This is a genomic window from Faecalibacterium sp. DFI.5.82, from assembly GCF_029076575.1.
GTDB lineage: Bacteria > Bacillota > Clostridia > Oscillospirales > Ruminococcaceae > Faecalibacterium > Faecalibacterium duncaniae.
Window position 1 is genome coordinate 615468 of the sequence record NZ_JARFIS010000001.1, and the last position, 14047, is coordinate 629514.

The window sequence follows — 14047 nt, forward strand, 5'->3', positions numbered from 1 at the left end:
TTTTTCATGCTTTTCCCTTGCAAGAGGGAGCAGAAGCGGTTATAATGAGTTTATCTGAATTTTGAGAGGAGACTTTGTCCCATGCAATTTCTGACTACTACCACTGAAAGCTATCTCAGCCTGTTCTTCACCCTGGCTCTGATGCTGGTCCTGCTCTACTTTATGATCTATCGTCCCCAGAAGAAGCAGGAGAAGAAGGATGCTGCCATGCGTGCAGCTCTGGAGATCGGTGATCAGGTCGTGACCATCGGCGGTATTGTTGGCCGTGTGGTCGCCATCAAGGATGACACCTTTGTTCTGGAAACCGGTTCTGACCGTGTGAAGATCCGCTTCACCAAGAATGCGATCAGCTCTGTTGAGAAGCTGAACATGGACAATGCTCCTGCCAACGCAAAGAAGTAATCTCTAAAAGCAAGGTCTTTTTTACCCGCCCCTCTGCATACAGTAGTGCAGGGAGGCGGGTTTTTATGTTGGAACAGAAGAAGTTACCCATCCTGGAAGCACTGGCCGCATTCGGCATTGGTGGGATATTCACCGCCGCCTGCATGGCCGGGCTGGCCTACCTGATGGCAAACCAGAGCCTTGCGCAGAGCACTGCCTGGCCCATGGTCAGTGCCATTGTCTGTGCCGGGAGCTTTTGCAGCGGCTGGCTCATGGCGTTTTTCTATCACAGCAGAGGCCTTATCTGCGGTGCTGTACAGGGCGGACTGTTTGTTCTGCTTCTGCTGGGGTTCGGTCTTTCGGAGGGCATTGAACCAACGGAAATGCAGCTGACCCGCTTTGCACTGGTATTCGTTTTTGGCTGTCTGGGCGGGGTGTTCAGCATCCTGCGTACAGAACGGCACCGGCATTGAGAATTTACAGCAGAAAAACAGGAGGACAGGGAAGCATGTGGGTCTATCAGGAAACACCGGAAACCGCAGCGGCAAAGGCACTGCCCGAAGCGATCATGCCGACAGCACAGGAAGAGCAGCTAAAACAAAAGAACGGTGGAGTTCTTCCTGAGACAGCGCAGGAAGAAAGGCGATCCATCCCGGCGGCGTTCTCTGAGAGGTACGGAAACACACCGGAGAGAGCCGCTATGCGCCGAAGCAAGCTGGGCAGGGAAACTATCCTTCTGGCGGCGGCGTACCTTCTGGGGACCTTTCTGGCGGGTGTGGCGGCAGCGCGTTGTGTGGCAGGCGATGCTGAAACGCTTTCCTATTACCTGAACTGCTGGCAGAGCCTGTTTTCTGTGCAGGATGCCGCCGGGGCAGTGCGCCTGTTCCGAACGGAATTTCTCACTGTGGCAGGTGCGCTGACGGCAGTGCTGTTCCTGGGGCTTTCCGCCCTGGGGCCGCTGCCCATCTTCCTTTTTGCGATGCTGTATGGGACAGGCTCCGGATTGCTTTCGTCCAGGCTGCTTGTGGATTTGAACCCACGGACAGCATTTGTGCTGCTCTGCGTCTGCGGTATCCCTGCATCCCTTGCGGCCGGAACGCTGTGCACGTTCGGCGCATCCGCACTGCAGGTAAGCGGAAGGCTCTGTTCAGCCGCATTCGGGCGTGGAGGACAGGCCCCCAGCACAGGCGCGCTTTTGGGTCAGTTTGCCCGGATGCTGTTTCTGCTCCTGCCACTTTGCGGTGCGGCAGTGGGGATGCTGTATCTGGCAGGGCAGGCGAAACTTATATGAGCTGAAAAGAGAAATGTCTGGACAAAAAAACTCCCGAAAACCAGCCTCATAAGCTGATTCTCGGGAGTTTTCATTTTGGAGCTACTGGCCGGACTTGAACCGGCGGCCTGTTCATTACGAGTGAACTGCTCTACCAACTGAGCCACAGTAGCAAATGTTTCGCAACGATAGATAGTTTAGCATAAAAGAAAATAACTGTCAAGATTTCTTTTTGAAAAAACGCTTTCAGTGAAATCAAATTGCTTTTTTTAGAGAATATGGTACAATAAAGTCAATCATTTTGAGGAAGGAGCTGAACACAGCGCACAATGTACACGAACCATATCAACCCCGTTGCGCAGAAAAATCAGGATGCATTTTGCACGGCACTGTTTCAGCTTTTAATGAAAAAGCCGCTGGAAAAGATCTCCGTCACAGAGCTGTGTCACATGGCGGACCTCGACCGAACTACCTTTTACCGCAGCTTTGAATCCAAGGACGACGTGCTGGATTACTATCTCGACCGGCAGATGACCCTGCTTGCGGGGCAGCTGCCGGCGTACAGTACCCTGGAAAAAAACCTGACTGCGCTGTTCCGCTGGACGTATGCGGAGCGAAAGAACCTTTGTGTCCTGATGGATTGCCATCTGACCAGTTTTTTCAGCGATGCGTTGAGTGAGAAGATCATTCTTGTTCTGATCTCCAACATCGAAGTCGGGGATGCAAGACAGTTTGTGCCATGGCCCGTTTCATTGCCGGGCGAAAATCGATACTTCCGCAACTCGTTCATCGGGGCATATATGGGTTTTTTCAACAGCTGGCGCTATGGAAACTTTGCAGAACGACCAGAGGATCTGGCCAAATGTATGGCTTCATTCTATCTTCACTGAGGAGGGGTGAAACGGGATGGCGGACTTGCGGAAAACAGAAAGCGCCGGAGACGTACGGACATGCCATCAATCAGCTCAGTGTGATGTCACTGTTTCTGGTGAACCTCTACAACCAGGATGCAGAGCTTCGGAAGCAGGAAATTGAAAACCGAAGCCTGACCGAAAATGTGACGGAATACATCAACCAGCATTACGCGGACTCGCTGACCATAGACCAATTGGCGGAGCAGTTCTTCGTCAGCAAATATCACCTGATGCACGAGTTCAGTCAAAAGACTGGTACGAGCGTTTATCGTTACCTGATGCAGCAGCGGCTCCACGCAGTGTGTGAACTGCTGGGACGGGGAACCGTGCCGAACGAGGCTTATCTGCTGTGCGGCTTCAAGGATTATGCAAACTTCTATAGGGCGTTCCGCAGCGCATACGGGCAGAGCCCCCGGGAATATGCTCGGGCCCACCGGAAAGCGGCGGAGGAACCCACGGCCCCAGATGCATAGAAAAATCCCCTCAGAGATTTCTGACAGCACTGTCAGAGCTCTGAGGGGATTTTGCGTGTCAAGAAACGGAGATCAGATCTCGATCATTCCGTTTTCGTCCTTCGGAATAGGGAGTGCGATCAGGAGGTCAACCAGAGAAAATGCAAGGCCGAGACCGGTCCAGCCGACAAGCAGGTAGAAGATGCCCAGTTTCCAGCGGTGCTCCAGAAAGCGGTGTGCACCGCACCAGCCCAGAAAAACAGTAAGAGGACATAGATCCGCTTATCTACCTTGTGGCGGAGGCGGGTCTCCTCCCAGGGGATATCAGCGGAATTGCGCAGGACAGGGGGTCTCAGTCTTCGTCTTGGACATGGGTTTGAACTCCTTTGATTGGTCTGAAAACAACTCAAACCTGCCCACGGGGGACAGGTTCGAGTCAGTGTAAGCCTCAGTGGCAGATCAGCTCACGGTTTTGAACACTCGGCAAAGGTGAGTGTTTCTGAAGGAAAGCAAATTAGGCGTTCTCAGTCTGATCTTAAAAGTCTGCCACGGCCCTTAAGAATCAAAGGAGCCGATCTCTAGGGTTTAATATATCAGTTTGTTCGATGATTGTCGTGTGTAAATCCTGTGCCATTTACATTGTGAATCCTGCTGTTCTGTTTTTCGCTGCCAAGAAATCGAAGTCGAAAATGGACATTTTGCACAGTTTTTCTCCTTTTTTCACCCCACAAGATTGGTTTGATGCACCTTGTTTCATGATATGCAACAAAACAACAAAATCTGTTGCACAATGTGCTAAAAAAACCGAAAAAGATTTGTGCGGCATTTTTTTAACAATTGTGATATATTAGTTACAGTAAGGCTTGTATCCTACACAAAAAAGGAGATTTTTATGAAGGATATTTATATTTCCGGCTTTGCCGATGAGATCAGCTCTTCTTTTGATGAGCAGCTCAAGACAGTCCGTGAGCTTGGAATGCAGTACATCAGCCTGCGCAGTGCAGATAAAAAGGGAATCGCTGACTTTACCGTTGAGGAAGTCAAGACCGATCTGCTGCCCCGTCTGCAGGCCGCTGGTGTTGGCGTTTCCAGCCTGGGCAGTCCCATTGGCAAGGTCAAGATCGACGATGAAGAGGGCTTTGAAAAGCAGTGTGCTCAGCTGGAAACGCTGTGCGAGATCGCTAAGGTCCTGAATTGCAAGTACATCCGCATGTTCAGCTTCTTTATGCCGGAAGGCAAGGATCCTGCCGACTATCGTGACGCTGTCATCGAGAAGCTGCGCAAGTTCATTGCCATTGCTGAGAAGCACGACGTGATCCTGATGCACGAAAACGAGAAGGATATCTATGGTGATGTTCTTTCCCGCTGTGTTGACCTGATGCAGACGCTGAACAGCGCACACTTCAAGTCCGCATTCGACTTTGCAAACTTTGTACAGTGCGGCGAGGATACCGCCAAATGCTGGGATGCTCTCCGCCCGTACATTGTATATATTCATATCAAGGATGCCGTTTCTACCGACAAGGAGAATGTGCTCTGCGGTACCGGCGAGGGAAAGATCCCCGAGCTGCTGCACAAGGCCATCGTGGAAGAGGGCTATACCGGCTTCCTGACCCTGGAGCCGCATCTGGTGCTGTTTGACAGCCTGCAGAGCCTTGAGACCACGGATGCAAAGAACATCATCCGTGAGAACAAGTATAAAAACGGTGCTGAAGGTTACGCCGCACAGTATCACGCACTGTGCGATATTCTGGCAAAATTTTAACGTAACAGAAAAAAGGAGAAGATTCAAATGGAAAAGACTGAAGGAAAGATTCGTTATGGCCTGATCGGTATCGGTGCTCAGGGCGGCAGCTACGCTCGCTTCCTGACCAACGCTCCCGCTCCGTTCCCCGGCATGGTCTGCGCACCGTGCCCCGACAACTGCGCACTGGGCGCTCTGTGTGATATCGACCCCGAGAAGGAGAAGATGTGCAAGGAGCAGTACCCCGATGTGCCCTTCTTCAAGGATTGGAAGGATATGATCGCCAGCGGCACTGTTGATGCCATCATCACCACCGTTCCTCACTACCTGCACCACGAGATCTCCATCTACGCTATGGAGCATGGCATGAACGTTCTGTGCGAGAAGCCCGCCGGTGTCCGCAGCAAGGATGTTCAGAAGATGATCGCCTGCGCTAAGGCTCATCCCGAGGTTTCCTTCGGCATCATGTTCAACCAGCGCACCAACAAGCTGTATCAGAAGATCAAGGAGATCGTTGCCAGCGGTGAGCTGGGCGAGATCCGCCGCTCTCAGTGGATGATCAACTCCTGGTGGCGTCCTGACAGCTACTACCAGCAGAGCGCATGGCGTGCTACCTGGGGCGGCGAAGGCGGCGGTGTCCTGGTCAACCAGGCTCCCCATCAGCTCGACCTGTGGCAGTGGATCTGCGGCATCCCCGTGAAGGTCTTCTCCAAGAACATCAACGGCTGCCATCGTAACATCGGCGTTGAGAACGACGTGACCATGCTGGTCGAGTTCGCTAACGGCGCTACCGGCACCTTTACCACCTGCACCCACGATGCCATCGGCACCGATCGTCTGGAGATCGACCTGGACGGCGGCAAGATCGTGGTTGACAACAGCAAGACCGCTCATGTCTACCACTACATCGATAAGGAAGGCAACCCCTGCACTGAGGATTACCTGAACGAGCACATGAGCATGATGGAAGTTGCCATGCTGACCAGCGGCAACGGTGCAGGCTCCAAGCTGTACACCGAAGAGACCTTTGAGAACAACGATGGCTGGGGCTTCCAGCACACCACCGTTATGCAGAACTTTGCTGCTCACATCCTGACCGGCAGCCCGCTGCTGGCTCCCGGCGAGGACGGCATCAACGGTGTCAACCTGGCAAACAGCAGCCAGCTGTCTGCATGGACCGGCCGCGAGGTCTCCAACCCCTGCGATCCCGAGGAGTATGCTGCTGAGCTGAACAAGCTGATCGAGGCTGAGGGCAAGTTCCCCGTCCGCGAGTAATCAGTATCCCTGAAAAAAGCAATGCCTGTTCTAGGCTTACAAGGAGTTGCGTTTCCATGAAAAGAGCTGCGATCATTGGCTGCGGCACCATCTTTCAGGTTCATCTGCCCATCATTGTGGCAAATCCTGAGATCGAACTGTGTGCCGTGTGCGATAACAATCCCGCTGTGCAGGAAAAGCTGCCTGCTGCAGCAAAGGCCGTGCCGTTCTATACGGACTATGAGGAGCTTCTGGAAAAGGAGCATCCCGATGTGGTACATCTCTGCCTGCCGCATTACCTGCATGTGCCCGTGTCGGAGTACTTTGCTTCCCACGGTGTGAATGTCTTCTGCGAGAAGCCGGTGGGTCTGAACACCGCACAGGCCAAGGAGTTCGTGGAATTTGAGGCTGCGCACCCTGAGGTCAAGATCGGCATCTGCCTGCAGAATCGTCTGAACCGCACCACCGTTGAACTGAAAAAGATCATCGATGGCGGCGAATATGGCAAGGTCATCGGCTGCCGCGGCTTTGTGCCCTGGTTCCGCGGCAAGGCTTACTATGACGAACAGCCCTGGCGCGGCCAGCTGGAAACTGCTGGCGGCGGCTGCATGATCAACCAGAGTGTTCACACGCTGGATTTGCTGTATTATCTGTGTGGCGACATCGATGCCATCCATGGCTCGGTGAATCAGCTGGCAGATTACGGCATTGAGGTCGAGGACACCGTGGCTGCCCGCCTGCACTTTGCTAATGGTGCAAACGGTGTGTTCTTTGCCACCAACTGTGATTACACCAACGAGAGCGTCCAGATCAAGGTTGCCTGTGAAAAGGCTTCCTTCCTGATCGAGGATGATGCCCTGTTCCGGATCGATGCAGATGGTGTGCGCACTAAGCTGTGTGAGAACGAGAAGCTGCCCGGTGCCAAGTTCTATTTTGGTGCTTCTCATGGCATCCTGATCAACAAGTTTTACCGCGCCATTGAGAACAACACAGACGATTACATCCATGTAAGAGATGCGGAAATGAGCATTCGGCTGATCGATGCCATCCATGCAAGCAGCAAGGCTGGCCATCCCGTCGCTCCGTGACCGCAAAACACAGATAGAAGGAGAAATGAACCATGGCAAACAAAGGTTTGATCGGTGTTCAGATGAGCACCATTGCCCCCAATAAGATGCCTCACTTCGATGCATACGAGAGCATGGGCAAGCTGGCTGATATCGGCTATCACTGCGTCGAGATCTCTCAGGTCCCCATGACCGCTGAGAACGTTGCAGGCTTCCGCAAGGCTATCGACGAGCTGGGCCTGAATGTCTCTTCCTGCACCGCATCCACCTCTCCCATGCTGCCCGGTATGCCCGGCGAGTTCCTGTGCAATCCCGACGACTATAAGAAGATCGTTGAGGACTGCCGTAAGCTGGACTGCGATATGCTGCGCATCGGCATGCTGCCCATGACCTGCATGGGCAACTACCAGAAGGCCGTGGATTTCGCCAAGGAAGCAAATGAGTATGCTCTGAAGCTGAAGGAAGACGGCATTGACCTGTACTACCACAACCATCACGTAGAGTTCGTTCGTTACGACGGCGAGTTCCTGCTGGACATCATCCGCGCAAATGCTCCTGCTCTGGGCTTTGAGCTGGACAGCCACTGGATCCACCGCGGCGGCCAGGACCCTGTTAAGTTCATCAAGAAGTATGCCGGCAGCATCCGTCTGGTCCACCTGAAGGATTACCGCATCGGTGAGATGCCCATCCCCGAGGGCGGCGTGGACTTCACCAGCAAGGAAGGCATGATGAAGTTCATGAGCAACTTCACCAACATTGTGCAGTTTGCTGAGGTTGGCGAAGGCACTCTGGATATGCCCGCTATCATCCAGGCTGGCCTGGAGGGCGGCGGCGAGTACTTCCTGGTGGAGCAGGATGACTGCTATGGCCGTGATCCGTTCGATAGCCTGAAGATCAGCCACGACAACCTGGTCAAGATGGGCTTCGGCGACTGGTTCTAATTGAAAAGTTTCTGAAGAATCGTTTTTTACGATCCGATAAAATGAAATCGATGCTGTTTTGCGGAAATGTAGAGCAGCATCGATTTTTTATGTTTCAGGGTTCTGCTTTGTAACACGCTCCAAAATGTTGAAAATATTTTGTGCAAGTTTCACAGTTTTCTATTTGAGCCTTTGGTGGTACAATAGATGTGGAAATTCATAAACCGCTGGAGGAGCTACATGGCCGAAAAAAGTATTGAGTTGGATAGTGTGGAGATCGCCGCTGCCATCTTTGGCAACTGTGACCGCAACATTCGTCTATTGGAAAAGGAGTTCTCTGTCACGGCAGTCTGCCGGGGTACGATGCTTCGCCTCTCTGGCGAGGAGGCCAACGTGGCCGCTGCTGTGCGTGCCGTGGAGGGGATGCTGCTCCTGATCGAAAACCACACGCCGCTGGAGGATCAAACGGTGCGCTACTGCCTGAGCCTTGCTCACGATGGAAAGGAGCAGCGTGTCCGGGAGCTGACTGATGATTTTGTCACGGTCACAGTCAAGGGCCGCCCCATCCGACCCAAGACACTGGGCCAAAAGGAATATCTGAATGCTATCCGCAAGAACGTGGTGACCTTTGGCGTGGGTCCCGCCGGTACCGGCAAGACCTATCTGGCCGTTGCAATGGCGGTCAAAGCGTTCAAGGCCAAGGATGTTTCCCGCATTGTGCTGACCCGCCCCGCCGTGGAAGCAGGCGAGAAGTTGGGTTTTCTGCCCGGTGATCTGCAGCAGAAGGTAGACCCTTACCTGCGTCCTCTCTACGATGGTCTGTTCGATATGCTGGGTGCTGAGACTTATGAGCGCCTGGTGGAAAAGCAGATCATTGAGGTTGCTCCGCTGGCGTATATGCGCGGCCGCACGCTGGATGATTCCTTTATCATCCTGGATGAGGCGCAGAACACCACGCCGGAGCAGATGAAGATGTTTCTGACCCGTATGGGTGTAGGTTCCAAGGTGGTTGTGACCGGCGATGTGACCCAGATCGATCTGCCGGACCGTACCCGCAGCGGCCTTGTGGATGCGCTGCATATTCTCAAGAACGTGGATGGCATTGCACAGTGCTATTTTACGGAGAAGGATGTTGTCCGCCATCGTCTGGTGCAGGAGATCATCAAGGCCTACGAAGCGGCTGCGCACCCGGCCAAGCGTTGAAACCGACGCGGAAAGCTGCAATTGCAGCATAAAATGAAGGGAGAGGAATGTTATGTCCAATAAAGTTTTGATCACCAATTCACAGAAAGTCGTAAAAGTACCTTCGGGCCTGCGGATCCTGATCCGCCGCGCCTGCAATGCCGTGCTGGAATATGAGCACTTCGATGAGCCTGCTGAGATCAGCGTGACTTTTGTGGATAACGCTGCCATTGCAGAGCTGAACAACCAGTACCGCAACAAGCCGATGCCCACCGATGTGTTGAGCTTTCCTCTGGGAGAAAACGGCGTTTACGATGTGGATGAGAACAACGGCTGCAAGATGCTGGGGGATATCGTCATCAGCATGGAACGTGCTCAGGAGCAGGCAACGCTCTACGGCCATCCGTTGCAGCGTGAAGTCGCTTTCCTGACCGTTCACTCCATGCTGCATCTGCTGGGCTACGACCATGAGAACGGCGGTCTGGAAGCCATGCGGATGCGCGAAAAGGAAGAGGCTGTGCTGACCCAGCTTGGCCTGCCCCGCACCGTCAGCTATACGGAATGATCACAGATATCGGCAAAGGATAGGAGTTCTATTTTGAAAAACGCAGCACCCATGCAGCAGCATTACGATACCTCATCTGTGTTCGTGGCGGTCATCGGCCGCCCGAACGTGGGCAAATCCAGCCTGACCAATCGTCTGGTGGGGGAGAAGGTGGCCATTGTCACCTCCAAACCCCAGACGACCCGCACCCGCATCACCGGCGTTGTGACCCGCGGCCCTCTGCAGTATGTTTTGCTGGACACCCCGGGCGTGCATAAGGCCCACAATAAGCTTGGCAAGCGGATGGACAAGACGGCCAGCGATTCCATCGCGGATGTGGATGTTTCCATGATGCTGTTTGAGCCATACGGTGCCCTGAATGAGCCGGAAATGGTTCTGGTGGACGCTCTGCGCAGCAGCGGCGGCCCGGCCATTGCAGTCATCAATAAGACCGATCTTGTCAAGGAGCCTGCTGATTTGGAAGCCCGCAAGGCTGAGCTCAAGGAGCTGGGTGTGTTTGATGCCATTTACACCGTAAGCGTCCGGGCAGACGACCACTGTGAGGAACTGTTCGATGCCCTGAGCCAGTATGCTGTGGAGGGCCCGCACTACTTTGACGATGATGCCTACACCGATATGCCGGAAAAGGAACTGGTGGCGGAGGTCATCCGTGAAAAGGCACTGCTGTATATGCGGGATGAGATCCCGCACGGCATTGCGGTCGTGGTGGAGCGTTTCAAGGAGCGCCCCGGTACAGATCTGGTGGATATCGATGTAAATATCTACTGCGAGCGCGAGAGCCATAAGGGCATGGTCATTGGCAAGGGCGGTGCGATGCTGAAAAAGATCGCCAGCTCTGCCCGTGCAGACTGTGAGGAATTTCTGGGCTGCCGGGTCAACCTGCAGTGCTGGGTCAAGGTCAAAGCAGATTGGCGGGACAATGAGTTTCTGCTGAACAACTTTGGCTTCAAACAGAACCCGAATAATCGTTGATTTTTCTCTTTACATTGCCCGGGACACTGCTCGGGCAGGGAGAATATGCAGATGGATACGATCGTAACACCTGGGCTTGTGTTAAAAGAGACCCGGTACAAGGAATCTGACCGGATTCTGACCATTCTTACACCGGAGCTGGGGGTCATTTCGGCCTCAGCACAGAGCAGCCTGCGGCTGAAGAACAAATTATTCAGCGCCTGCGGGCTTTTTTGCTACTCTGAATTTGTGCTGCTACCCGGCCGGAATATGTACACCATCCGGGAAGCGGAAGTGCGCAACGTATTTCACGGCATTTCCTCCACCATCGAGGGGATGAGCCTTGCCATGTATCTTGCCGAGATGGCGGCGGCGCTTTCTCCTACGGGGGAGGAAGCTGCCAAGGAACTGCGCCTGCTGCTGAACTGCCTGTATATGATCAGCGAGGGGAAAACCGACCTGCATGTGGTCAAGGCTGTGTTTGAGCTGCGTACCATGAGCGAGTGCGGCTTTCTGCCGCAGCTGGTCTGCTGCAGGATCTGTGAAAAATACGATGGCCCCGCGTTTTATCTTGACCCGCAGGAGGGCATTCTGCTCTGTGAGGACTGTGCGAAAAAGGCGGGCAAAATCTGCAATCTGGACATGGGTGCCTTGTATGCCCTGCGTCATATCTGCCTTGTAGAAGATAAGAAAATATTTGCATTCAAAATCTCGGTCGGCAGTCTGGCAAAGCTGTCTGCGGTGGCAGAGCGCTACGCTTTGACCCACCTGGACAAACCGCTGAAAAGTTACGACTTTTTGAAATCCGTTCTGCCTTGACCGGGATAAACAATTTTGATATAGGGAACAAACATGGAAACAAGCTATTTGAAAACTTTAGAGCTTGATAAGATCATTGCGCGTGCATCCGAGGGCTGCGTGTGCAAGGAAGCTAGAGAGCAGCTGCTGGCTCTGGAGCCTCAGTGCGACCCAGATGAAGTACGTTACGCGCTGGAACAGACCGATGCCATCAACAGTCTGCTCATCAAAAACGGGTCTCCGCGCTTTGGCGGGGTAGAGGGTGTCAGCTCTCTGGTAGCCCGTGCGGTCAAGGGCGGTGTGCTCTCAATGGGGGAGCTGCTGATGGTGGCCGGCGCTCTGCGCAACTTTCAGAACCTGACCAGCTGGTATGGCTCCTCGGAACATGATGCCCTGCCTACAGATGACCTGTTCTACGCGCTGGCACCTCAGCCCGGGCTGGAGCAGCAGATCTCCAGCGCCATTCTGGCTCCGGATGCCATGGCAGACACGGCTTCCCACACCCTGAACGAGCTGCGCAAAAAGATCCGCGCTACGGAGAACAGCATCCGCGACCGGCTGGAAAGCATGGTCCGAAATATGGACACCTCCAAGTATTTGCAGGAGAGTGTGGTCTCCATCCGCAATGGACGGTATGTTGTGCCCGTTAAGAGCGAGTATCGCGGCGAGGTGAGCGGCATCATCCATGATGTCTCGTCCACCGGTGCTACCGTCTTTGTGGAGCCGCAGGCGGTCGTGGAGGCAAATGCACGCATTCTGCAGTATCGTGCACAAGAAGCGCAGGAGATCGAACGCATTCTGGTGGCATTTACGGCACAGGTAGCTGCCATTGAGCCTCAGTTCCAGTACAGCTACAAGGCAATGCTGGAAATTGATGTGCTGTTGGCAAAGGCTCGTCTGGCTCTGGATATGAAGGCATTCAAGCCCTCTGTCCGCACCGACAGCTCCTTTTCGCTCATTCGGGCGCGTCATCCGCTCATTGACCCCAAAAAGTGTGTACCTGTGGACATTGCGTTGGGTAAAGCGTACGATTCGCTCATCATCACCGGCCCGAACACCGGTGGTAAAACCGTCACCCTGAAAACGGCGGGTCTGCTGTGCGCAATGGCACAGTGCGGCTTCCTGATTCCTGCCGATGAACGTAGTGAGATCTGCGTGTTCGATGAATTTCTTGTGGACATCGGTGATGAGCAGAGCATCGAACAGAGTCTTTCTACTTTCTCCGGCCACATGAAGAAGATCACCGGTATTCTGGAACTTGCCATGCCGCACACGCTGGTCTTATTGGATGAGCTTGGCGCGGGCACTGACCCTGCCGAAGGTGCAGCGCTGGCCGTGGCCATCATCGAGGAACTACGCCGCCGCGGTGTGCTGCTGATGGCAACCACTCACTACGCCGAACTGAAGGTGTTTGCGCTGGAAACCAAGGGTGTAGTCAATGCCAGCTGCGAGTTTGATCTGGAGACACTGCGCCCGACTTACAAGCTGAGCGTAGGTGTGCCCGGCAAGTCCAACGCCTTCCTCATCAGTGAGAAGCTGGGCATCCCGGAGCGCGTCATTGAGGCAGCCCAACAGCATCTGTCTGCCGAGGATAAGCGCCTGGATGCAGTTTTGGGCCAGCTGGACGACCTGAAGCTGCAGCTGAAAGAGAGCCAGGACGAGGTTGAGGAGCTGAAGAATGAGGCTTCTCACCAGCTGGAGACCGCTCAGAAAAAGCGGGATGAATTGATCCAGCAGGGCGAAAACGAGTTGGAAGCTGCCCGTGCCAAGGCACGTGCGCTGGCACAGCAGGTGGAAAGCAAGGCGTATGCACTGACCGATGAGCTGCGCCAGCTGCAGAAGGACGAGCGCCTGAGCACCCAGCAGAAAGCCCAACGTGCCCGCGAGATCGCAAAGAAAGAGTCTGAAAAGCTCTTTATCGGTACTGAGGTGGTGCATAACCCTGTCAAGGAGTTTGTCCCACTGAAAGAAGTCAAGGTAGGGCAGGAGGTCTGTATTGCAGAGCTCAACCAGCTGGCCACCGTGCTGGCACTGCCGGATAAAAACGGCGATGTTCTGGTGCGTGCCGGCATCATCAAGACCAAGGTCCCGCTCAAGGGCCTGAAGCAGCCGGATAAGCTCATCAAAGAGCCTCAGCCCAAAACCAAGGCACAGCAGCGCTATTCCCGCCTGACGGGCGATGCAAACCGGCCCAACGGCAGGGTAGAGCGTGTGCAGCGTTCGGCCAAAATGGAGCTGAATCTGCTGGGCCTGACTGTGGATGAAGCTCTGCCTGAGGTGGATGCTTATATCGATCGCGCCATTCTGAACGGGCAGACAGTGGTGTACCTGATCCATGGCAACGGTACCGGTGCTCTGCGCACTGCGATCCACAAACATCTGCGCGGAAACCGGATGGTAAAAAGCTTCCGGCTGGGCCGTTATGGTGAGGGCGAGAGCGGTGTGACCGTGGTTGAATTGAAGTAAAAACATACCGGGAGTTTCCCGGCAGCGCCCGTCCGGAAGATCATTCTTTGGGCGGGCGTTTCTTATAAAACGGCAGGGAAGTC

The 14047-nt window shown here is 54.1% G+C and carries 14 protein-coding genes and 1 tRNA gene; 14 read left to right on the forward strand and 1 reads right to left on the reverse strand.

Translation table 11 applies throughout. The annotated features are described in order from the left end of the window. The first annotated feature begins 81 nt into the window (after positions 1 to 81). The 3 genes from yajC (at position 82) to P0G09_RS03160 (ending at position 1672) form a co-directional block, all read left to right on the forward strand. Entirely contained in the window at positions 82 to 402 is a 321-nt protein-coding gene (yajC, locus tag P0G09_RS03150; RefSeq protein ID WP_249258273.1) for a preprotein translocase subunit YajC, read from the forward strand. Between the two features lie 65 nt (positions 403 to 467). Continuing rightward, positions 468 to 854 (forward strand): TIGR04086 family membrane protein, encoded by a 387-nt coding sequence (locus P0G09_RS03155; RefSeq protein ID WP_005934226.1) that lies wholly within the window; start codon positions 468 to 470, stop codon positions 852 to 854. Between the two features lie 35 nt (positions 855 to 889). Further along, complete coding sequence (locus tag P0G09_RS03160; protein ID WP_275251898.1) at positions 890 to 1672, forward strand: hypothetical protein; 783 nt, start codon at positions 890 to 892, stop codon at positions 1670 to 1672. Between the two features lie 76 nt (positions 1673 to 1748). Here the strand turns inward: P0G09_RS03160 and P0G09_RS03165 are convergent. Then, positions 1749 to 1824: transfer RNA gene (locus P0G09_RS03165), tRNA-Thr, on the reverse strand. 156 nt (positions 1825 to 1980) lie between these two features. Here P0G09_RS03165 and P0G09_RS03170 point away from each other — a divergent pair. The 11 genes from P0G09_RS03170 (at position 1981) to P0G09_RS03220 (ending at position 13964) form a co-directional block, all read left to right on the forward strand. Further along, positions 1981 to 2541, forward strand: coding sequence for a TetR/AcrR family transcriptional regulator (locus tag P0G09_RS03170; RefSeq protein ID WP_207683854.1), 561 nt, complete (start codon positions 1981 to 1983; stop codon positions 2539 to 2541). Positions 2542 to 2624: 83 nt separating this feature from the next. Further along, a complete protein-coding gene (locus P0G09_RS03175) occupies positions 2625 to 3038 on the forward strand; it encodes an AraC family transcriptional regulator (protein WP_275251899.1) in 414 nt (137 codons plus the stop codon). A gap of 871 nt (positions 3039 to 3909) precedes the next feature. Next, on the forward strand, positions 3910 to 4782 hold the full coding sequence (locus tag P0G09_RS03180; RefSeq protein WP_005934239.1) for a sugar phosphate isomerase/epimerase family protein: 873 nt from the start codon (positions 3910 to 3912) through the stop codon (positions 4780 to 4782). A gap of 27 nt (positions 4783 to 4809) precedes the next feature. Further along, a complete protein-coding gene (locus tag P0G09_RS03185) occupies positions 4810 to 6036 on the forward strand; it encodes a Gfo/Idh/MocA family oxidoreductase (RefSeq protein ID WP_275251900.1) in 1227 nt (408 codons plus the stop codon). A 56-nt stretch (positions 6037 to 6092) separates the two neighbouring features. Further along, a complete protein-coding gene (locus P0G09_RS03190; protein ID WP_005934245.1) occupies positions 6093 to 7103 on the forward strand; it encodes a Gfo/Idh/MocA family oxidoreductase in 1011 nt (336 codons plus the stop codon). A gap of 32 nt (positions 7104 to 7135) precedes the next feature. Beyond that, entirely contained in the window at positions 7136 to 8023 is an 888-nt protein-coding gene (locus P0G09_RS03195; protein ID WP_154276130.1) for a sugar phosphate isomerase/epimerase, read from the forward strand. Positions 8024 to 8242: 219 nt separating this feature from the next. Beyond that, positions 8243 to 9205: a PhoH family protein gene (locus P0G09_RS03200; protein WP_275251901.1), complete on the forward strand. Its 963-nt coding sequence runs from the start codon at positions 8243 to 8245 to the stop codon at positions 9203 to 9205. A 52-nt stretch (positions 9206 to 9257) separates the two neighbouring features. Continuing rightward, positions 9258 to 9749 (forward strand): rRNA maturation RNase YbeY, encoded by a 492-nt coding sequence (gene ybeY, locus P0G09_RS03205; RefSeq protein ID WP_227622038.1) that lies wholly within the window; start codon positions 9258 to 9260, stop codon positions 9747 to 9749. A gap of 51 nt (positions 9750 to 9800) precedes the next feature. After that, positions 9801 to 10721 carry a GTPase Era gene (era, locus tag P0G09_RS03210; protein WP_005934257.1) on the forward strand — a complete coding sequence of 307 codons (921 nt, stop codon included), beginning with the start codon at positions 9801 to 9803 and terminating at the stop codon, positions 10719 to 10721. Positions 10722 to 10772: 51 nt separating this feature from the next. Then, positions 10773 to 11519 carry a DNA repair protein RecO gene (gene recO / locus P0G09_RS03215; RefSeq protein ID WP_275251902.1) on the forward strand — a complete coding sequence of 249 codons (747 nt, stop codon included), beginning with the start codon at positions 10773 to 10775 and terminating at the stop codon, positions 11517 to 11519. Between the two features lie 48 nt (positions 11520 to 11567). Further along, positions 11568 to 13964, forward strand: coding sequence for an endonuclease MutS2 (locus P0G09_RS03220; RefSeq protein WP_275251903.1), 2397 nt, complete (start codon positions 11568 to 11570; stop codon positions 13962 to 13964). Positions 13965 to 14047: the final 83 nt, after the last annotated feature.